The sequence below is a fragment of the Streptomyces sp. MBT65 genome (assembly GCF_016612545.1).
Taxonomy (GTDB): domain Bacteria; phylum Actinomycetota; class Actinomycetes; order Streptomycetales; family Streptomycetaceae; genus Streptomyces.
Genome location: NZ_JAENRY010000023.1, coordinates 27,741 through 47,161 on the forward strand (window position 1 = coordinate 27,741; position 19,421 = coordinate 47,161).

14 protein-coding genes are annotated in these 19,421 nt (G+C 70.9%); 5 read left to right on the forward strand and 9 right to left on the reverse strand.

All coding sequences use genetic code 11. From position 1 onward, the window contains the following. Position 1 precedes the first annotated feature (1 nt). The 3 genes from JHN63_RS07970 to JHN63_RS07980 form a co-directional block, all read right to left on the reverse strand. Entirely contained in the window at positions 2-1,474 is a 1,473-nt protein-coding gene (locus JHN63_RS07970; RefSeq protein ID WP_200678316.1) for an APC family permease, read from the reverse strand. 224 nt (positions 1,475-1,698) lie between these two features. Then, a complete protein-coding gene (gene sthA / locus JHN63_RS07975; RefSeq protein WP_200678318.1) occupies positions 1,699-3,102 on the reverse strand; it encodes a Si-specific NAD(P)(+) transhydrogenase in 1,404 nt (467 codons plus the stop codon). A 99-nt stretch (positions 3,103-3,201) separates the two neighbouring features. Next, positions 3,202-3,390, reverse strand: coding sequence for a hypothetical protein (locus JHN63_RS07980; protein ID WP_200678320.1), 189 nt, complete (start codon positions 3,388-3,390; stop codon positions 3,202-3,204). Between the two features lie 153 nt (positions 3,391-3,543). On the opposite strand from JHN63_RS07980, the gene JHN63_RS07985 reads away from it, so the two are divergent. Continuing rightward, positions 3,544-5,379, forward strand: a complete 1,836-nt coding sequence (locus tag JHN63_RS07985; protein WP_200678323.1) for a glycoside hydrolase family 15 protein — start codon at positions 3,544-3,546, stop codon at positions 5,377-5,379. A 125-nt stretch (positions 5,380-5,504) separates the two neighbouring features. After that, positions 5,505-6,992, forward strand: a complete 1,488-nt coding sequence (locus JHN63_RS07990) for an FG-GAP-like repeat-containing protein (protein ID WP_200678324.1) — start codon at positions 5,505-5,507, stop codon at positions 6,990-6,992. Between the two features lie 47 nt (positions 6,993-7,039). On the opposite strand, the gene JHN63_RS07995 is transcribed toward JHN63_RS07990, so the two are convergent. From JHN63_RS07995 to JHN63_RS08005, 3 genes are all read right to left on the reverse strand, one after another. Beyond that, complete coding sequence (locus JHN63_RS07995; protein ID WP_200678325.1) at positions 7,040-9,760, reverse strand: SpoIIE family protein phosphatase/ATP-binding protein; 2,721 nt, start codon at positions 9,758-9,760, stop codon at positions 7,040-7,042. A gap of 76 nt (positions 9,761-9,836) precedes the next feature. Next, positions 9,837-12,380: a SpoIIE family protein phosphatase gene (locus JHN63_RS08000; protein WP_200678326.1), complete on the reverse strand. Its 2,544-nt coding sequence runs from the start codon at positions 12,378-12,380 to the stop codon at positions 9,837-9,839. 292 nt (positions 12,381-12,672) lie between these two features. After that, a complete protein-coding gene (locus JHN63_RS08005; protein ID WP_200678327.1) occupies positions 12,673-12,855 on the reverse strand; it encodes a hypothetical protein in 183 nt (60 codons plus the stop codon). Positions 12,856-13,273: 418 nt separating this feature from the next. Here JHN63_RS08005 and JHN63_RS08010 point away from each other — a divergent pair, with 418 nt between their 5' ends. After that, positions 13,274-14,458, forward strand: a complete 1,185-nt coding sequence (locus tag JHN63_RS08010) for a cytochrome P450 (protein ID WP_200678328.1) — start codon at positions 13,274-13,276, stop codon at positions 14,456-14,458. A gap of 36 nt (positions 14,459-14,494) precedes the next feature. On the opposite strand, the gene JHN63_RS08015 is transcribed toward JHN63_RS08010, so the two are convergent. Beyond that, on the reverse strand, positions 14,495-14,989 hold the full coding sequence (locus tag JHN63_RS08015; RefSeq protein ID WP_200678329.1) for a MarR family winged helix-turn-helix transcriptional regulator: 495 nt from the start codon (positions 14,987-14,989) through the stop codon (positions 14,495-14,497). A 124-nt stretch (positions 14,990-15,113) separates the two neighbouring features. On the opposite strand from JHN63_RS08015, the gene JHN63_RS08020 reads away from it, so the two are divergent. After that, the gene (locus JHN63_RS08020; protein WP_200678330.1) at positions 15,114-16,403 is read left to right on the forward strand and encodes a multidrug effflux MFS transporter; all 1,290 of its coding nucleotides are present in this window, start codon (positions 15,114-15,116) and stop codon (positions 16,401-16,403) included. 201 nt (positions 16,404-16,604) lie between these two features. After that, on the forward strand, positions 16,605-17,387 hold the full coding sequence (locus tag JHN63_RS08025; protein WP_200678331.1) for an alpha/beta fold hydrolase: 783 nt from the start codon (positions 16,605-16,607) through the stop codon (positions 17,385-17,387). A 10-nt stretch (positions 17,388-17,397) separates the two neighbouring features. Here the strand turns inward: JHN63_RS08025 and JHN63_RS08030 are convergent, their stop codons facing one another. Together JHN63_RS08030 and JHN63_RS08035 are read right to left on the reverse strand one after the other, a co-directional pair. Further along, positions 17,398-18,054, reverse strand: a complete 657-nt coding sequence (locus JHN63_RS08030) for a response regulator transcription factor (RefSeq protein ID WP_200678333.1) — start codon at positions 18,052-18,054, stop codon at positions 17,398-17,400. Beyond that, positions 18,051-19,367 (reverse strand): histidine kinase, encoded by a 1,317-nt coding sequence (locus JHN63_RS08035; RefSeq protein ID WP_307781845.1) that lies wholly within the window; start codon positions 19,365-19,367, stop codon positions 18,051-18,053. The genes JHN63_RS08030 and JHN63_RS08035 overlap by 4 nt, the downstream gene beginning before the upstream one ends. Between the last annotated feature and the right edge of the window lie 54 nt (positions 19,368-19,421).

A 19,421-nucleotide genomic window follows, 5' to 3' on the forward strand; every position in this document is an offset into this window, starting at 1 on the left:
CTCAGAAGTCGGTCGGGAGACCCTGATGGACCCGCGACTGTTCGGGCACGAAGTCGTCCGGGACGTAGTCCGTCTCGACGGTGTGCGTGGCGTCGAGACGTGCGGGCCGGTAGTACTCGCTGCCCTGCCTCCAGTACCAGAGCATCGGGATCAGCCCCGCGGCCAGTCCGCCGATGCCGATACCGATGGCGGCGTCGCTCAGGCTGCCCAGCGACTCGACGAAGATCCAGAACATGAACAGGGCGCCGAACAGCGGCCACAGTCCGCCGAAGAAGAAGTTCGCCGCGGACCTGAACAGCATCTTGCGGTACGCGACGACCACCGCGAGGCCCGCCAGGCCGTAGTACACGGCGATCTGCAGACCGATCGCCGAGATCGCGTCGGAGAGGATCTCGCCCACCGAACCGAGCGCGTTCGAGGCGATGAACATCACCAGCGCCACCCCGCCGACCACGGTGATAGCCACCCAGGGCGTGTTCCAGGTGCGGTGCACCCGGCCCAGCGCGGTAGGCATCGTACGGTCGCGGCCCATCGCGAACAGCGAACGCGTGACCTGGATGAGGGTCGTCTCCAGGGTGGCGATGGTCGACAGCATCACCGACACGATCAGCAACTTGCCGCCCCAGCCCGGCCACAGCTCGTCGCCGAGCACCGCCAGCACGTTGGCGTCGTTGCTCTCGATCTGCCGCGAGGTCAGGATGATGTTCACCGCGATGGTGAACACCTCGAACAGCAGGAAGACGATGCCGACGCCGATCAGGCCCGCGAGTCCGGTCGTACGACGGCTGTTGCGGGTCTCCTCGCTGAGGTTGCTGGTGACGTCCCAGCCCCAGTAGTAGAACGCGGCGATGAGCGCGCCCGAGGCGAAGCCGGACACCCCGTCGAAGTGGCTGAAGCCCAGCCAGGACCAGTCGAAGGCGCGGGCGTTGTCGGTGTGGACGATCGCGAACACCGCGAACAGCGCCAGGATCCCCAGCTCGATGCCGGACATGAGGAGTTGCGCCCGGACCGTGAGCCGGGCCCCGCCCAGCACCACGAGCAGCATGAGCACGAACCACGCGGCGCCGACCACCGTCGACAACGCCGTGTTGTCCGCGAGGCCCTGATCGAAGAGGGACAGCGTCATCGAACCGGCGGGCAGTGACCCGGCGACCATGAAGATGGTCGCGGAGACCACCAGGGCCCAGCCGCTGATGAAGCCCAGAAAGGGATGCAGGGTGCGCCCCACCCAGGAGTAGCTCGCCCCCGCGTTCACATCGATCCGGCCGAGATAGCTGAACGCCAGCGCGATGCCCAGCATCGGTATCGCGCAGTAGAGGAGGGCCGCCGGACTGGCCAGCCCCACCGCGCCGACCAGGACCGCGGTGGTCGCCGCGATCGAGTACGCCGGGGCGCTGCCCGCCACGGCCATCACCACGGTGTCGAACGTACCGAGGGCGTTGGCCTGCAGCCCTCTGCCCCTGTTGTTGCTCATGGATGCGCTGCTTTCCGTCTTGCACGACGTGCGGAGTTGAGCGGACCGGCCCCGGACCCGGAGAGGGGTGGCCTCGGGTCGAGTGGCCGGTCGGAACAACAATAGGGAATGGCGGATACCGCTTAACCGCTGCGTCGGCGGACGGTCACACCGTGTGTGGGTGTGATGATAGCCGTACCTCTTGACCTTTCAAGATTGACCAGCGAGTAATCTCCTGTGAACGGTCAGTCGCCGAGTCGGTCGATCTGGCGCAGCTTGTTCGTCGCGTCGAGGGCGGCGACCTTGTAGGACTCGGCCAGCGTCGGGTAGTTGAAGACCGCGTCCACGAGATAGTCGACCGTTCCGCCGCAGCCCATCACCGACTGGCCGATGTGAATGAGTTCCGTCGCGCCGGTACCGAAACAGTGCACGCCGAGCAGGGTGCGGTCGGTGGGGGAGACCAGCAGCTTGAGCATGCCGTGCGAGTCGCCGATGATCTGGCCGCGCGCGAGTTCGCGGTAGCGGGAGATCCCGACCTCGAACGGCACGCACTCCTCGGTGAGTTGGTCCTCGGTCTTCCCGATGAAACTGATCTCCGGAATGGTGTAGATCCCGATCGGCTGCCGGTCGTCGATCCGGTGCACCGGCTCACCGCAGGCGTGGTACGCGGCCGTACGGCCCTGCTCCATCGAGGTCGCCGCGAGCGCCGGGAAGCCGATGACGTCGCCGACGGCGTAGATGTGCGGGACCGTGGTGCGGAAGTTCTCGTCGACGTCGATCCGGCCGCGCCTGTCGGCGGACAACCCGGCCTTGTCCAGGTCGAGTTCGTCGGTCAGCCCCTGCCGTCCGGCGGAGTACATCACGGCGTCGGCCGGGATCTTCTTGCCGCTCTCCAGGACCGTCAGCGTGCCGTTGGTGTGCCGCTCGACGGCGGCCACCGTCTCGCCGAAGCGGAAGGTCACGGCGAGGTCCCGCAGGTGGTACTTGAGCGACTCGATGACCTCCAGGTCACAGAAGTCGAGCATGCCGGCGCGCTTCTCCACCACGGTGATCTTGCTGCCGAGCGCGGCGAACATGGAGGCGTACTCCATGCCGATGACCCCCGCACCCACGATGACCATGGACCGGGGGACCTTGGGCAGGTCCAGGACGTTGTCCGAGTCCATGATGGTCCGCCCGTCGAACTCGACGGTGTCCGGCCGCGCGGGACGGGTCCCGGTGGCGATGACGATGTTCTCGGCGGTCAACAGCCGCTCGTGGCCGGTGATTTCGGTCAGCGCGACGGTGTGCGGGTCGACGAAGCGGCCCGTGCCGGCGAACAGGGAGACCTGGTTGCGGGACAACTGGTTGCGGATGACGTCCACTTCACGGCTGACCACGTGCTGGGTGCGCGCGGTGAGGTCGCCGACGGTGATGTCGTCCTTGAGGCGGTAGCTCTGCCCGTACAGATCGCGCTGGGTGAGGCCGGTGAGATACAGCACCGCCTCGCGCAAGGTCTTGGAGGGGATGGTCCCGGTGTGGATGGAGACCCCGCCGACCATGTCGGGGCGGTCGACGACGGCGACCCGGCGGCCGAGCTTGGCCGCGGCGATGGCGGCCTTCTGGCCACCCGGTCCTGAACCGATGACAAGCATGTCGAAGTCGGGCACCTCCGGAGTCTGTCAGCCGGAGCGCCTTCTCCGAAAGGGTGAACGGGTAACCAGGTGGCGACGAGAGGGCCGATCGGCGGCCGGATCCCCGTACGACGGCTAGGGAAGCAGCTTGTCCAGCGCCGCCGCCCCCTCCGCCTCGATCTTCCGCCGGGCCCACTCCAGGTTCTCCGGGGTCACGTCCCGGCCGGCCGCCAGGACCACGTCCTCCGGATCCACCTCGGTACCGGTGCGGGCGTGCAGCAGGGCGTCCGGGGTGGCGTGGTCGTCGGGTTGTGCTGTCGACATGGTGCTTCCTCCCTGAGACCGGGCACGTGCCGTGGGTCCCACTCCCACGATTCCGTGCCCGTCCCCAGTGTGCATCCGGAAGAGTGGCCGAACGAGAACGTGAACCTAAGCTGGAACCGGCCCGCGCGGGCCCGAACCAGGAAGGCTGCCGCGATGGTCGAGACCCCGCCCCCGCAGGACACCCCCACCGGACCCGGATACCTGCCCATCGCCGAGCACGGACTGATCGGCGATCTGCGCAGCGTGGCCCTGGTGGGGACCAACGGCACGATCGACTGGTACTGCTGCCCGTCCTTCGACGCCCCCAGCGTCTTCGCCGCGATCCTGGACGCGGAGCGCGGCGGCTCCTTCGAACTGGCCGCCGCCGTGCCCGCCCGCACCAAGCAGTTCTACTTCCCCGACACCAACGTCCTGATCACCCGGTTCTTCACCGAGGACGGCGTCGGCGAGGTCCAGGACTTCATGCCGGTGAGCAGCGAGACGGACGAGTCCGCCCGGCACCGCCTGATCCGCCGCGTCCTGTGCGTGCGCGGCTCGGTGCCGTTCCGGACCAGGGTCGCCCCGAGGTTCGACTACGGCGCCACCGCGCACACCGCGCGGATGGTCGGCGACGTGGCCCTCTTCGAGTCCGCCGAGAGGTCCCTCGCCCTGACCGCCACCGTCCCCCTGGAGAGCGACGGCACCGACGTGTGGGCCGACTTCAAGCTCGACGAGGGCGAGTCCGAGGTGTTCGCCCTCGACCAGGTCGACGGCGAGGTGACCTCCCGCCCCTGCGCCCGCCAGGAGGCCGAGGACGAGTTCGCCTCGACGGTCGCCTACTGGCGGCGCTGGCTCTCCCAGTCCCGCTACCGGGGCCGCTGGCGCGAGATGGTCCACCGCTCCGCCCTCACCCTCAAGCTGCTCACCTACGCCCCCACCGGCGCGATCGTCGCCGCCCCCACCACCAGCCTCCCCGAACAGATCGGCGGCGAGCGCAACTGGGACTACCGCTACGTCTGGATCCGCGACGCCGCCTTCTGCGTCTACGCCCTGCTCCGCCTCGGCTTCACCGGCGAGGCGAAGGCGTTCATGCAGTTCGTCACCCGCTACATCAGCCCCGGCGACGGCAACCCCTCCGGCCCGCTCCAGATCATGTACGGCATCGACGGCCGTACCCAACTCACCGAACACGAACTCCCGCACCTGGAAGGACACTTGGGCTCCGCCCCGGTGCGCGTGGGCAACGCGGCCGCCGATCAGCTCCAACTCGACATCTACGGCGCGCTGATCGACTCCATCTACCTCTACGACAAGTGGGCCGAGCCCATCTCCAGCGCCCAGTGGGACGACGTGTGCGCCCTGGTCGACTGGGTCTGCGAGAACTGGGACCAGCCCGACGAGGGAGTCTGGGAGACCCGCGGCGGGCGCAAGAACTTCCTCTACTCACGCCTCATGTGCTGGGTCGCGATCGAGCGCGCGATCCGCCTCGCCAACCGCCGCGGACTGCCCGCCAACCTGCCGTACTGGGGCGGGTGCCGGGACACCATCTACCGCCGCATCATGGACCGCGGCTGGTCGGCCAAGCGCAAGGCCTTCGTCCAGTACGAGGGCAGCGACGTCCTCGACGCAGCGTTGCTGATGATGCCGCTGACGAAGTTCATCGCGCCCACCGACCCCAAGTGGCTGTCCACCCTGGACGCGTTGACCGAGGAACTCGTCTCCGACTCGCTCGTCTACCGCTACAACCCGCAGGCCAGCCCCGACGGACTGCGCGGCGACGAGGGCACGTTCTCGATCTGCTCCTTCTGGTACGTCGAGGCCATGGTCCGCGCCAGCCGCGTCGACGAGGCGCGCCTCGCCTTCGAGAAGATGCTCACCTACGCCAACCATCTCGGCCTGTACGCCGAGGAGATCGGCCGCACCGGCGAGCAACAGGGCAACTTCCCCCAGGCGTTCACCCATCTCGCCCTGATCAGCGCGGCGTTCAACCTGGACCGCGCACTGGGCTGATCAGTCTGTGTCGCGCAACAAGTGTCACCGAGGTGTCACAGCACACGGAGGCACCACAACTCTCGCGTCATGTCTCGTGTCGAACCCGTTGACCGCAACAGATTTGACTCACGGGGGAACACATCATGACGAACGTGTCACGCAAGAAGGTCTCCGCCGCCGTCGCGTCCGCGACCTTCCTGCTCCTGGCCGGCGCCGGCATCGTCGCCGCCCCGGCCAGCTACGCGGGCGTCCCGGGCGGCACCAGCGCCGTCGACCGCAACAGCGACTTCAACGGGGACGGCTACGACGATGTCCTGATCGGCGCCCCGTCGGGCACCGTCGACGGCAAGAAGGGCGCCGGTTACGTCACCGTCCAGTACGGCGCCCCGAACGGCATCGCCACCAACAACACCGTCCCCAAGGGCCGTACGGCCGTCATCAGCCAGTCCACGCCCGGCGTCCCCGGCACCTCGGAGACCTACGACTCCTTCGGCCAGGCCGTCGCCACCGGCGACCTCGACGGTGACGGCTACGACGACGCGATTATCGGGGCGCCCGGCGAGGACGAGGGCAGCGTCGAGGACGCGGGCCGCGTCACCGTCCTCTACGGCTCCAAGGCGGGCCTCGGAGCCGAGGCGAACGACTCCTTCACCTCCACCAAGCCCGCCGCGGGTGCCCGGTTCGGCCAGTCCGTGGCGGCGGCCCGCTTCACCGGGGCCACCGACGCCGACGAGATGGCCGTCCTCGACGACGACGGAGCCCAGATCTTCGCTTACCACACCGACATCCTGCACCTCATGGGCACCCTGAACACGACCACGGCCCCCGGCGGCCACCGCATCCAGCCCGCCTACCTCACCACCGGCAACTACGACCGCAACGGCTTCGCCGACCTGGTCGTCTCCGGCTACAGCCCCGACGACGACTACCGGCAGGGCTGGTCGGCCCTCTACGCGGGCGGCGAGACCGCGCTGACGTACCGTCAGGACCTCAACGGCGGCCTCGGCACCGCGTCGGGCGACATCAACGGCGACGGCTACGACGACCTCGTCCTCGGCCAGCTCAGCAGCGCCGACGACGAGGCGGAGGGCGACGCCGGCGGCAAGATCGGTGTCTACTACGGCAGTTCGGACGGGCCGGCCGCGCTCGCCGACTGGTGGTCGCAGAACTCCCCGGGCGTGCCCGGCACTTCGGAGCACGGCGACGGCTGGGGCAACGAGCTGTCCGTCGGCGACGTGAACGGCGACGGCTACGCGGACGTGGCCGTCGGCGCGCCCGGCGAGGACATCGGCACCGTCCAGGACGCGGGCGCCGTATGGCTGTTGCGCGGCTCGCGCACCGGAGTGACCGCGACCGGCGCCCAGTCCTTCGACCAGAACACCGCGAACATCCCCGGCACCGCCGAGGCCGACGACTACTGGGGCACCCAGGTCCGGCTCACGGACACGGACGCGGACGGCCGCTCCGAACTGGTCGCCTCCGCACCGGGCGAGAACTCCGGTGACGGCTATGTGTGGTTGCTCCCCGCGGGCCCGAACGGCCTGCTCGCCGAAGGCTCTTCGCTGTACAGCGCGGCGGACCTCGGGGGTGCCGCGAAGGGCGCGGCCTTCGGGGCGGCGATCGACGAGTAAGAGGCGAAGTACCGTGCCCGGGGCGGATGTTCACCCCGGGCCCGGACTCACAACGCCTGTTCGGCCCAGATCACCTTGCCGGCCGGGGTGTACCGGGTGCCCCAGCGCTCGGAGAGCTGAGCGACCAGGAACAGGCCCCGGCCGCCCTCGTCCGTCATCGCCGCGTACCGCAGATGCGGCGAGGTGGTGCTGCCGTCGTAGACCTCGCAGATCAGGGTGCGGTCGCGCAACAGGCGGACGCGGACCGGGTCGTTGCCGTAGCGGATCGCGTTGGTGACCAGTTCGCTGAGGATGAGCTCGGTGGTGAACGTCAGCTCGTCCAGGCCCCAGTGGGTGAGTTGGCGGGTGACCGAGGCGCGCATGTCGGAGACGGCCGCCGGGTCGGACGGGACCTGCCACTCGGCGATGCGGTCGGCGCCGAGTGCGCGGGTGCGGGCGACGATCAGGGCGATGTCGTCGCTGGGCCGGACCGACAACTCCGAGTCGAGGACGGCCCGGCAGGTGTCCTCGGGAGACTCGCCGGAGTCGGTGAGCGCGGTGCGCAGCAGTTCCAGGCCGACGTCGATGTCGCGTTCCCTGTCCTCGACCAGCCCGTCCGTGTACAGGACCAGTCGGCTGCCCTCTTCCAGCTCCAACTCGGCCGTCTCGAAAGGGAGTCCGCCGAGGCCGAGTGGGGGTCCTGCGGGCACTTCGGGGAACTCGACGGTGCCGTCCGGGCGGATCAGCGCCGGTGGCGGATGACCGGCGCGGGCGACGGTGCAGCGCAGGGTCACCGGGTCGTAGATCGCGTAGAGACAGGTCGCGCCGGTCACCGGGGCCACGCTGTCCTCGGTCGTCTCGTCCTGGTCGATCCGCCCGACCAACTCGTCCAGCAGACCGAGGAGTTCGTCCGGCGGCAGATCTAGCGCGGAGAAGTTGTGGACCGCCGTGCGCAGCCGCCCCATCGTGGCCGCCGCGTGCAGACCGTGTCCCACGACATCGCCCACGACCAGCGCGACCCGGGCACCGGACAACGGCAGCACGTCGAACCAGTCGCCGCCGACCCCGGACTTCGCGGGGAGATAGCGGTAGGCGACGTCGAGGGCGGTCTGCGCGGGCAGCCGGCGGGGCAGCAAACTGCGCTGGAGGGTCACCGCCATGCCGTGCTCGCGGGTGTAGCGGCGGGAGTTGTCGATGGACACGGCCGCGCGGGCGACCAGTTCCTCGGCGAGGGCCAGCTCCTCCACGTCGAAGGGGTCCGGCTTGTCGGAGCGCCAGAAGTTGACCACGCCGAGGATGAGGGCCCCGGCCCGCAGCGGCACGGTGATCAGCGAGTGGATGCCGTACTCGACGACCTGCGCGGTGCGCTCGGGATCCTGGGTGAGCCAGCCGGGGGCGTCGCTCAGCCAGGGTTCGACGACGGCCTCGCCGCTGTCGAGACTGCGCGCCTGCGGGGAGGACGCCACGAACTGGATCTGCTTGCCGACCGGATAGAGCGGCGCGTCGTCCCGGACCCCGCTGGACGCCGTACGCCGCAACTCGGTCCCGGCCTGCGGTTCCTCGCCGCTCAGGACGGCGTCGTAGAGGTCGACCGTGACGAAGTCCGCGAAGCGGGGGACGGCCAGTTCGGCGAGTTCCTCGGCGGTGCGGGTGACGTCCAGGCTGGTGCCGATGCCCACTCCGGCGTCGTAGAGCATGTTCAGGCGCTCGCGGGCCACCTCGGCGCGGCCGGAGAGGGCGCGCAGTTCGGTGGAGTCGCGGAGCGTGGTGACGCTGCCGGGCGGGCCGCCCTCCAGGTCGGTGGGGCGCTGGTTGACGGCGAGCAGTCGGCCGCCGACGCGGTGCACCTCGTCCGTCGCGACCCGCGCGGAGGCCAGCAGGGCCGTCATCTCGGCGTCCAGCCCGAGGTCGAGGACCAGGCGCCCCTCGGCGTTCTCGGGCAGGTCGAGCAGATGGCGGGCCTCGTCGTTGGCGAGCAGCAGCCGGCCCTCGCCGCCGACGATGATCACGCCTTCGCGTACGGCGTGCAGCACCGCGTCGTGGTGCTCGTACATCCGGGTCATCTCGTGCGGGCCCAGGCCATGGGTCTGGTGCTGGAGCCGTCTGCTGACCAGGGCGGTGCCGCCGGTGGCGAGGATCAGGGCCACTCCGGCGGCGATGAGGAGGAGCGGCAGCTGCTGGTCGGCGGTGCCGCCGACGTTCGCCTTCGTCACCCCCGCCGACACCAGGCCCACGACCTTGCCGCCGGGGCCCTTGATCGGGACCACCGCCTGCACCAGCGGTCCGATGGTGCCGGTGATCTCCTCGGTGACGACGCGCCCGGCCAGCGCGGGAGCGATGTCACCGACGAACTTCTTGCCGATGCGGTCCGGCTTGGGGTGGGTGTAGCGGATCCCTTCGGTGTTCATGACGACGATGAAGTCGACCTTGGACGTCTTGCGGGCGGCCTCGGCGCTCGGCTGGAGGATCGCCGTGGGGTCCGCGCTGTTCAGGGCCGCGACCGTGCCCGGCGCGTTCGCGAAGGTCTCGGCGACGGCCACCGACCGGTTCCGGGCCTCCTGAGTGCTGTCGTGCCGCACCTGGAGGACCTGCGCCACCACGGCCGACACGACCAGCAGCAGCACGATCACCACCTGCAGCATGAACACCTGCCCGGCGACGCTACGGCCGCCCAGCGGAACCCGCCGGTGTTCGCGCGCCCGACGGGCACGGTCGTACGGGCGCTTCGCGCGCAGACCGTCGTGGCGGTGGGTCGACCGGGCTTCGGGCCGACCCGTCAGGCGGACCATAGGCCCATGTCTACACTGCCCGACCTCAGGAGGCGAGGGGCGTCACGCCCGGTGACAGGCCGGGGCCGAACCGGGATCAAGGGTGCCTGCCGGGCTTGGCGCGCCGGGCCGCGAGCAGCAGCGCGATGTCGTCGGGACGGTCCGCCGCGTGCCGGGCCGTCGCGGTGAGGCGGTCGGCGACACCGGCGAGCGAACGCCCGCCCGGTCGTGCGGCGGGCCCGCCCGCTTTGGCGAGGGCGACGCGCAGGGCGGCGATGCCGTCGTCGATGTCGACACCGGGCCGCTCCACCAGACCGTCCGTGTAGAGGGCGAGGATCGAGTCGGGCTCCAGGTGGAGCTCCGCGACCGGGTACTGGGCGTGCGGGTCCACCCCGAGGACGACGCCTCCCGGTATGTCCCAGACACGGGTGCGGCCGTCCGGGGTACGGATCAGCGGCGGTGGATGCCCGGCCCGGGCGACCCGGACCAGCCCGCTCGCCGGGTCGAGCCGGAGGTAGCAGCAGCTCGCGAACTGGCCGGGGTCGAGGTCGATGAGGAGATGGTTGGTGCCGCTCATCACCTCGTCGGGCGGCCGGTCCCCGAGCGCGAACGCCCTTACCGCGCTGCGGAGTTGACCCATGGTGGCGGCGGCCTGGACACCGTGCCCCTGGACGTCGCCGATGACCAGCGCGAGACCGTCACCGGCCTCCACCACGTCGTACCAGTCGCCGCCGACCTCCATGCCCTGGGTGCCCGGCAGATAGCGCCCGGCCGTCTCCACCTGCGGGTGGGCGGAGAGCCGGCGCGGGAGGAGGGCCTGCTGGAGGCCGCGGGCGAGGGCGGCCTCGGAGTCGTAGCGCTGGGCCTTCTCCATCGCGTGGGCGATCAGTCCGGCGAGGGCGGTGAGCACCGCGCGCTCCTCGGAGCCGAAGCTGCGGGACCGGTCGAAGCCCAGGATGGCCGAGCCGACCGGACGGCCGGACGCGATCAGCGGCAGGAACGCGCGGGCGCCCACCTCCGCGTCCAGGGGTATGCCCGGGTAGGCGTCCGCCAGTTGCTGCATGGAGTCGAAGAAGAGCGGGCGTCCGCTGGTGAGGGTCTCCACCCCGGGCAGCCGGGCGTCGAGCCCGACCCCGTCGAACGGGGCGAGGAAACCCTGCGGGAAGCCGGTCTCCCAGGCCAGGTACAGATGCCGGTCCTGGAGCAGATAGATCGCGAGCCGACGGCCGCCGAACGCGGGCAGCAGCTCCTTCATGACGACCGCGGACACCTGCCGCGCGGTGACCGCCTCCGTCAGCGCGATGGCGAGCACGATCGGCCGGTACAGCGGGGCCAATGAGGTGACGCCGTTGCTCGCGGCGCCCCCCCCTTCGGGATGCACCGGCACCAGCGGCAGCGGCGGACCGGACACCCGGGTCGACGGGGCGACCGTGCAGGTCAGGCCGTCCTGACCGGGATGCACGGCCATCGCGAGCCACTCGTTCTCGTACGGTTCCCGCGGCTGCTCCTGCCCCTCGGGCCGCCGGACGTGGAACTGCACCGGCCCCAGCGACAGCAGGGCGCCGCGCAACTGGTCCTCGCAGCCGATCTGGTTCAGCCAGGGCACGCCCTCCCACAGAGGGCGGCCCAGCAGCTCCTCGCGCGGCCGGCCCAGGAGCTGGGCGGCGCGTGGATTGGCGTAGGTGACGAGCCCCAGCCGGTCGAGGCAGAAGACACCGTCCGGGAGCAGATCGGCCGCGCTGTCGCCGTTCGACGCGGGACCCGGGTCGACGACGACACCACTGACCCGGTACCCGCCGTTCGGCGGGAGCGGTCCGGTGGCGGGCGTCCACAGGTCCAGCAGCCGGACCGTGCCGTCCGCCGCCCGCATCCGCAGGGGAAGCGGCGGCGGTTTCCCGGCGGCCGTGGCCCGCAGCGCCGCCATGACCTGGTACGCGTCGCCCGGCGCCACGACGTCCGCGAGCGCCTGCGCGCTGCCGGCGAACTCCGCGGGCGCCACCCCCAGCAGGGCGTGCAGCGCAGTGTCCCCGGTCAGGAGGGCGGTCCCCGGATCCCAGGAGAACCGTGCCATACGGCGCTCGGGGCGGTGCGTGGCCGCCGCCTGGACGCACACGGCCTCGCCGTCCCAGGCGACGTAGGGTCCGTCCTCGTCCTTGTGCTCGTCCTCCAGCTCCGCCAGCGCCCTGCCCAGCTCCTCGGCCAGCCGGGTCATCCGGTCCAGGCCGGACAGCACCTCGGTGGTGTCCGCGGCGGAGGGCCGCAGCACGGTCAGCACGCCGTACGTCGTCGTTCCGCCGGTGACGGGGACGTACATCGACCCGAACTGGAAGGGGAGGCTGGCCGCGAACTGGGGGTAGCGGCGCATGGTCTCGGTGGCGTTGGGCAGGACCACGTGGACGCCGAGCCGGTAGGCGTCGGCGACCGGGAACTTGCTGTCGGCGTGGAGGCGGCCCCAGGGGCGGAACAGCGGCCCGGGCAGCCCGGCGAGGACGGCGAGCCGCAGCAGTCCGGGCGTGCTCGACCGCAGGTAGACGCCCCCGGAGTGGCCGCCGGTCGCGTCGATCGCCTCCGTCGAGGCGTCGATGAGCAGCTCGGCGAGCCGTCCGGGCGTCCCCTTCTCGCGCTCGGCACTCCCAGTCATTGGGGCTCTACCTCGTCCCTGTGGCGCCGGGTGGGTGACACAGCAAGAATGCGCCAGGACGCGGCCCGGGTCACCTGGGCGGACGGGATGGGCTGGAGAGGCACGGGTATCGCCGGTCCGTCGGTGTCTGATGAAGTGATCAAGAGTGGCTCAAGTGTCGGTGTCGGTGTCCGGTATCGGGAGTCGGACGCTGGGTGCGGTGCGGTGTCATCGGGGGTTGTCGTCGGCTGTGTCGGCGGGTTATGACGAAGGCCCCTCGGTGCGGGGCGGGTGCCGAGGGGCTTGTCGTGGGTCAGACGACGAGGGCGCGGAGGCCGAGTCTGCCGATGTGGTGCGGGAGGGTCCTGTTCGCGTGGAGAGCGTGCGATGCGCGCGGTACGTCGAGGTCGGCGGTCCCCACGCGGTCGGGGCGCCCATGGCCGGTCGTCGCCGGGGCGCGGTCGTGCGTCGTCCCGGCGGACTGGGGTGTGGCCATGGGGCTGAGCCCTTTCGGAGCGACGCGATCAGCAGGCGGACAGGACAAGGGAGTTGAGGCCCGACCCGCGTCAGCGATCGGTCCTCGACCCATGACGTTCAGGATGGCGCAAACTATGCCTCGCGCGGGGCGAATTCGATCTGTTGCCCGCGCGGGTAGTGACCGGCCGGCCGCCGATTCGCCGGCCGCACACCGCGGACCAGCGCCCACAGGTGCAGCGCGGTCACCACGGGTGCACCGAACAGCATGGTCGGACCGGCCGTCGGCCCACCCTGTGGTCGAGGGTGGTTCGCCTCGCCCGGCGGCATCTCCACCACGGGAGCCGCGGTGACTCCATCGACCCCTCGGCGGGACCACCCCCGGCGCGATTGTTAGCCTCGCTCATGGCCAGTTTCCCTCTGCTCCGTCACGAGGCGCGATGAGTACGGTCGCCGCCGCCTCCTTCCCGCTCGGTGCCGGGACCACGCTCGCCGAGCTCGCGCACGACCCGCACGCACGACTGGCGCGGCTCCGTGAGAGCGAACCCGTGTCCTGGCTGCCGGAGTTGGACGGCTGGCTGGTCACCCGGCGGGACCTCGCGCTGAGCGTGATGCGGGACGCGGCGACCTTCACCGTGGACGACCCGCGCTTCTCCACCGCCCAGGTCGTCGGCCCGAGCATGCTGTCCCTCGACGGGGAGCAGCACGCCCGCCACCGCGAGCCCTTCACCGCACCCTTCCGGCCGCGCGAAGTACGGGACGGCTTCGCCTCGTTCATCGAGCGCGAGACCGACCGGCTCGTCACCGCGCTCCGACCGGCGGGCGCCGGCGAACTGCGCCGCGCCTTCGCGGGCCCGCTCGCGGTCGCCGTCGTGACCGAGGCCCTCGGCCTGACCGGCACCACCCCGGACACGGTCCTCACCTGGTACGACGCGATCGTACGGTCGGTCTCGGACATCACGGCCGGCCACGAGGCGGGAGCCGCCGGCACCAGGGCCTACGCGGAACTCCGCGCCTCCGTCGAGGCCACCGTCGCCGACCGGGGCGGAGCCTCACTCCTCGTTTCCGCCGCCGGACAACTCACCGTGCCCGAAGTGGCCTCCAACGCCGCCGTGTTGATGTTCGGCGGCATCGAGACCACCGAGGCGATGATCACCAACGCACTGCTGCACCTGCTCCGGCACCCCGACCAACTCGCCCTGGTGCAGGCCGACATGGGCCTGGTGGACGGTGCGATCGAGGAATCGCTGCGCCTCGAACCCGGTGCCGCCGTCGTGGACCGCTACGCCACGAGGGACACCGTCCTCGGCCCGGCCACGATCCGCGAGGGCGACCTGGTCTCCGTCTCCCTCACCGGCGCCAACCGCGACCCGGCCGTCTTCCCGGACCCCGACCGCTTCGACGTCCGCCGCGAGAACGCCCGCCTCCAACTCGCCTTCGCCCACGGCCCGCACTACTGCCTCGCCGCACACCTCGCCCGCCTGGAGACCCGTATCGCCTTCCAGCAGCTCCTCGACCGTCTACCGGCCCTTCGCCTGGACCCGGATCACCCGACCGCCCCGCAGGGCCTGGTCTTCCGCAAGCCGCCGACGCTGCACGTGCTGTGGGACGCCGGGACGACCTGACGCGACGGGTCGTGATGACGGTCCGTCAGGACCCCTTCAGTCACGGCCCACTTGGCGCTCCATGACCTCCACCAGTCGCCCCAGCGCACTCAGCACCTGATCCCGGTCCTCGCCCAGCCCCGCCAACAGCTTTACCTCGGCGGAGAGTTGGCGGGGGAACAGATCGTCGACGGCCTTGGCCCCGGCCGGCGTGATGGTCACCAGGGCGGCACGTCGGTCCGCCGGGTTCGGGGTGCGGGCGATGAAGCCGCGCTTCTCCAGCTTGCCCAGCGCCTTGCTGACACCCGCGCGGGACAGCCCGAGCCATTCGGCGAGCCGGCGGGCGATCACCGGCTCGGTGGCATGCCGCAGGGGGATCAGCATGTCGACCTCGGGGGCGGTGAGCGCGGCGCCCGCGTAGAGGGGCTCGACCGCCCGGTTCAGGAGCCCGGTGGCGTGCTTGAGCAGGCCGATCAGCTCCATGGGGGAGGTGTCGAGGCCGGGGTTGTGCTGGGTCCACTGTGCGCGGACGTCGGCGGGGGAGGGCGACATGCGGCTCGTCTTCTCGCTTTCCTGGAGCGGACCTGGGCGGATCCGTGAATCCCGTGAATCCGTGGATTCCGTGGATCCGGATCCGTCATTGTTAACCGGTGAACCATCAGTTACCGTTATGGTCATGGTATCGCCGTCCCCCTCCAGTTCCGCCGACGCACAGGCCCCCACGCAGACCACCGCACCGACCGACTCCACCGACCCGTCGCGGCGTACGGCCGTAACCCTGGTCGCCGTCCTCGCCGCGCTGACCGCCGTTGCCCCGCTCGCGACCGACATGTATGTCCCAGGGTTCCCGGCGATGGGAGACACGCTCGGGGCGAGCAGCTCGGCCGTACAGCTGACGATGACCGCGTTCCTGGCCGGACTCGTCGTCGGCCAGTTGGTGATCGGCCCGCTCAGTGACAGCCTCGGCCGCCGCGGACTGCTGATGTCCGGAACGGCCGCGTTCACGGCCTTCTCCGTCGCCTGCGCGTTCGCCCCCACCGTCGGCCTGCTCACCGGCGCCCGCTTTCTCCAGGGCCTGGCGGGTGCGGCCGGCATGGTGCTGGCCCGCGCCGTGCTGACCGATCGCTTCCAAGGGGCCGAACTGCCCCGCTACTTCGCGGTCCTCTCCCAGATCATGGGCGTCGCGCCGGTCGCTGCACCGGTGCTCGGCGGGGCGATCCTCGCCGTGTCCACCTGGCGCGCGGTGTTCGTCGTACTGACCGTGATGGGCGGCCTGTTGCTGCTCGGCGTGGTCCGCAAGGTCCCGGAGACGCTGCCGCCGGAGCGCCGACATGCCGGCGGGATCACGAACACCTTCCGCGCGATGGGCGCGCTGCTCGGCCGCCGTACGTTCATGGGGTACGTCCTCGTCCTCGCGTTCATCTCGGCGGCGCTGTTCGCCTACATCAGCGGCTCCAGTTTCGTCTTCGAGAACCTGCACGGGGTGTCGGCCACGACGTACTCCCTCATCTTCGCGAGCAATGCCGTCGCGATGCTGATCGCCGGCGCGGCCTTCTCCCAACTCGCCGGACGGGTACGGCTGAGCAGCCTCCTCGTGGCGGCCGTCGCCGTCGCCGCGGTCGGCGCGCTGGCCCAGGTGCTGCTGGTACTGACGGTGGGGGAGACCCTGGCCGGCACCTGGATCACGCTGTTCGTCACGGCCGGTGGCATCGGCATGGCCTTCCCGTCGACCCTGAGCATTGGCCAGGCCCTCGGCCGCAACGCACCGGGCGCGGCCTCCGCCCTCCTCGGCGGCCTCCAGTTCCTGTTCGGCGCGCTCGCGGCGCCGCTGGTCGGGGTGTTCGGGGAGAACAGCTCCCTCCCGATGGCCGTGATCATGCTGATCGCCGTGGCGGCGGCGGGAGTTGCGCTGGTGGGACTGGCCAGGCCTTGGGAGGGGCGAGGAGAGCCGACAGCGTCGGCATAGCGACGAAGCCGTTCTCGGCCGCACGGTCGCCTCGACCGACGAGATCCGCAACGCCCAACTACGCCTGCACGGCGCCCCGTTAAGGCCGATCGGCGATCTCGATCTCGTTGCGGATACCGGCACGCAAGGCCAACTCCGCGCGGTCCAGGCCAAGATCGGCATGACATCGGTCAACGCAACGCCGCACCACAGGAGTCACCCATGCCGAAGCTCGAAGTCAACGGCGCACTGCTCGTGTACGACGACGAGGGCCCCCGCGACGGGGACGGCGTGCCGCTCGTGTTCGTCCATGGCTGGACGGCGAACCGGCATCGCTGGGACGACCAGTTCGCGCACTTCGCGGTCGGGCGGCGGGTGATACGGCTCGATCTGCGCGGGCACGGGGAGAGCACCGGGGCGGGGGCGCGGACCGTCGACGAACTCGCAGCGGATGTCGTCGCGTTGCTCGACCATCTCGAGGTCGAACGGTTCGTGCCGGTCGGGCACTCCATGGGCGGGATGATCGCCCAGACCCTCGCCCTCACCCACCCCGAGCGCGTCGAACGCCTGGTGCTGGTCGACTCGATCAGCCGCATGACGTACAGCCGGGCGCGCGGTCTGCTGCTGGCGGTGTCCACTCTGCTGCCGTTCAAGCTGTTCGTCGCCATCAACATCCAGCGCGCCTTCGCCCCCGGCTGTCCCAAGGAGAAGATCCGTGCGTACATCGACGCCTCCGCCGCCACACCGCGCGAGGTCGTCATGACCTGCTACGGCGCGATGCGCGCCTTCGACGTCCTCGACCGCGTGCACGAGATCACCGCGCCGACGCTCATCGCGCACGGTTACCACGACATCCAGTTGCCGCTCTCGCAGATGCTGCGGACGGCCAACGCCTACCCGGATGCTGTCGTGCGGATCGTCGACGCCGGACATGAACTGCCCGTGGAGAAACCGGCCGAACTCACCGCGCTGATCGACGGGTTCGTGACCGCGCCGACGGCCTAGGAAGCGGAACTCAGGCCGGCCGCACCAGCCCCGCGTCGTACGCGAAGATCACCGCCTGGACCCGGTCCCGCGCGCCGACCTTGGCGAGGATGCGGCTGACGTGGGACTTCACGGTGGACTCGGCGAGGCACAGGCGGTCGGCGATCTCGGTGTTGCTCCAGCCGGCCGCCATGACGGTGAGCACCTCGCGCTCGCGGTCGGTCAGGGCGTCGAGGCGGCGGTCCTGTTCGGGAGTGCGGCCGGGCATCCGGTCGGCGAAGGCGTCGATCAGTTTGCGGGTCAGGCCGGGGGAGATGACGGCGTCCCCCGCCGCCACCGCGCGGATGCCCGCGACGAGTTCCTCGGGGAGCGCGTCCTTGAGGAGGAAGCCGCTGGCCCCGGCGCGCAGCGCGGCGTACGCGTACTCGTCGAGGTCGAAGGTGGTCAGGACCAGGACGCGGGAGCGCCCGCCCGACTGCACGATCCGGCGGGTGGCCTCGATGCCGTCCATGCCGGGCATGCGGACGTCCATCAGGACGACATCCGGGCGCAGTTCGGCCGCCAGCCGGACCGCCTCGACGCCGTGCGTGGCCTCGCCGACGGTGCTCAGGTCCGGGTACTGCTCGATGAGCATGCTGAAGCCGAGGCGTTGCAGGGCCTGGTCGTCGACGATGAGGACGGTGGTCATGCCGGGTGCTTCTCCATGAGGTCGGGGGCGGTCGAGGTGAGGTGGAGGAGGGCGCGGACGGTCCAGCCATCACGGGAGTTGGGGCCCGCCGCGACCTGCCCGCCGTAGAGCGCGGCCCGCTCGCGCATGCCGACCAGGCCCTTGCCCGACTCGTCGGTGCCGGCCGCCTGATGCGGGCCGGTGTCCTCCGCGGTCACCGTCACGGCCTCCGCATCGGCCGTGACCGTGACCTCGACGGTCGTGTCCGGTGCCGCGTGCTTGAGCGTGTTGGTGAGGGCTTCCTGCACGATGCGGTAGACGGCGAGCTGAAGTCCCTGGGGCAGACCGGTCAGTCGGCCCTCCAACCGCAGGGTGGCGGCGGGGCCCGCGGACCGGACCCGCTCCATCAGGGCGCCGAGATCGGCCAGGCCCGGCTGGGGCGCGAGCGGAGTGTCGTCGGGCTCGTCCTCGTGGATGACGGCGAGCAGCCTGCGCAGTTCCGCCAGCGCGCCGCGCCCGCTCTCGGCGATGATCCGCAGCGTGTCCGCGCCCCGCTTCGGCTTGGTCTCGGCGAGCCCGGCGGCACCGCCCGCGAGGCCGACGATCACGGCGAGGGTGTGGCCGAGGATGTCGTGCATCTCCCGTGCCACCCGGGCGCGTTCGCCGGCCGCGGCCAGCCGGGCGCGCTGGTCGCGCTCCACCTCAAGACGTACGGCGTGCTCCTTGAGGGCCTCGATATAGGCGTTCACGAGTTTCCCGGCCAGCCCCAGCGCGGCCATGGACAGCACGGCGACCACGGCCAGGAACGCCAGCACTGGGGTGCTGGCCTCGTCGCGGGACCCGCTGGCGCCGTTGAAGAAGACGATCGACACGAAAGTCTGGGTGAGGGTGTACACCACGCCGACGGCCAACTGACTCGGGGCCCCGAAGCGTCCCAGATTGAGCAGCGCCACCAACTGGGTGGCACTCGAACCCGAGTCCACCCGCAGGGCCAGGCACACCTCGGAGAGGATGACCAGGACGGTGAAGACCAGCACGGGCCGCTGTCTGCGCCACAGCAACGGCACGGTGTACCCGGCCGTGATCGCCAGCATCAGCACGAAGCGCGGCACGGAGTCGTGGGCCGCGCGGACCAGGCCAGGAATCCCGGCCAGGGCATAACAGGCGGGCACCCCCCACAGCCTGACCCGCGGATGAGCCGTGTCGGCCGACCGCACCCGCCCCAGCCATGTGAGCAGCCCGACGACCGCGCGGTACTCGGAGTCGCCCAGCCGGTCCCCTCCCATCAGGCTCTCGGGCATGAACGACCGGGACGTCGTCGGTGCTGCGGTCACGGGATACACCCTCCATGGTGCAGGCGGGCGGCCCGCCTGCACCATGGAGGGTGT

What these genes read in the sequence shown, in the direction of transcription:
- JHN63_RS07980 (WP_200678320.1), bottom strand. Translation starts at nt 3,390, where the DNA reads ATGTCGACAGCACAACCCGACGACCACGCCACCCCGGACGCCCTGCTG.
- JHN63_RS08010 (WP_200678328.1), top strand. Translation starts at nt 13,274, where the DNA reads ATGAGTACGGTCGCCGCCGCCTCCTTCCCGCTCGGTGCCGGGACCACG.
- JHN63_RS08015 (WP_200678329.1), bottom strand. Translation starts at nt 14,989, where the DNA reads ATGTCGCCCTCCCCCGCCGACGTCCGCGCACAGTGGACCCAGCACAAC.
- JHN63_RS07990 (WP_200678324.1), top strand. Translation starts at nt 5,505, where the DNA reads ATGACGAACGTGTCACGCAAGAAGGTCTCCGCCGCCGTCGCGTCCGCG.
- JHN63_RS08000 (WP_200678326.1), bottom strand. Translation starts at nt 12,380, where the DNA reads ATGACTGGGAGTGCCGAGCGCGAGAAGGGGACGCCCGGACGGCTCGCC.
- JHN63_RS08020 (WP_200678330.1), top strand. Translation starts at nt 15,114, where the DNA reads ATGGTATCGCCGTCCCCCTCCAGTTCCGCCGACGCACAGGCCCCCACG.
- JHN63_RS07985 (WP_200678323.1), top strand. Translation starts at nt 3,544, where the DNA reads ATGGTCGAGACCCCGCCCCCGCAGGACACCCCCACCGGACCCGGATAC.
- JHN63_RS08005 (WP_200678327.1), bottom strand. Translation starts at nt 12,855, where the DNA reads ATGGCCACACCCCAGTCCGCCGGGACGACGCACGACCGCGCCCCGGCG.
- JHN63_RS08030 (WP_200678333.1), bottom strand. Translation starts at nt 18,054, where the DNA reads ATGACCACCGTCCTCATCGTCGACGACCAGGCCCTGCAACGCCTCGGC.
- JHN63_RS07970 (WP_200678316.1), bottom strand. Translation starts at nt 1,474, where the DNA reads ATGAGCAACAACAGGGGCAGAGGGCTGCAGGCCAACGCCCTCGGTACG.
- JHN63_RS07995 (WP_200678325.1), bottom strand. Translation starts at nt 9,760, where the DNA reads ATGGTCCGCCTGACGGGTCGGCCCGAAGCCCGGTCGACCCACCGCCAC.
- JHN63_RS08025 (WP_200678331.1), top strand. Translation starts at nt 16,605, where the DNA reads ATGCCGAAGCTCGAAGTCAACGGCGCACTGCTCGTGTACGACGACGAG.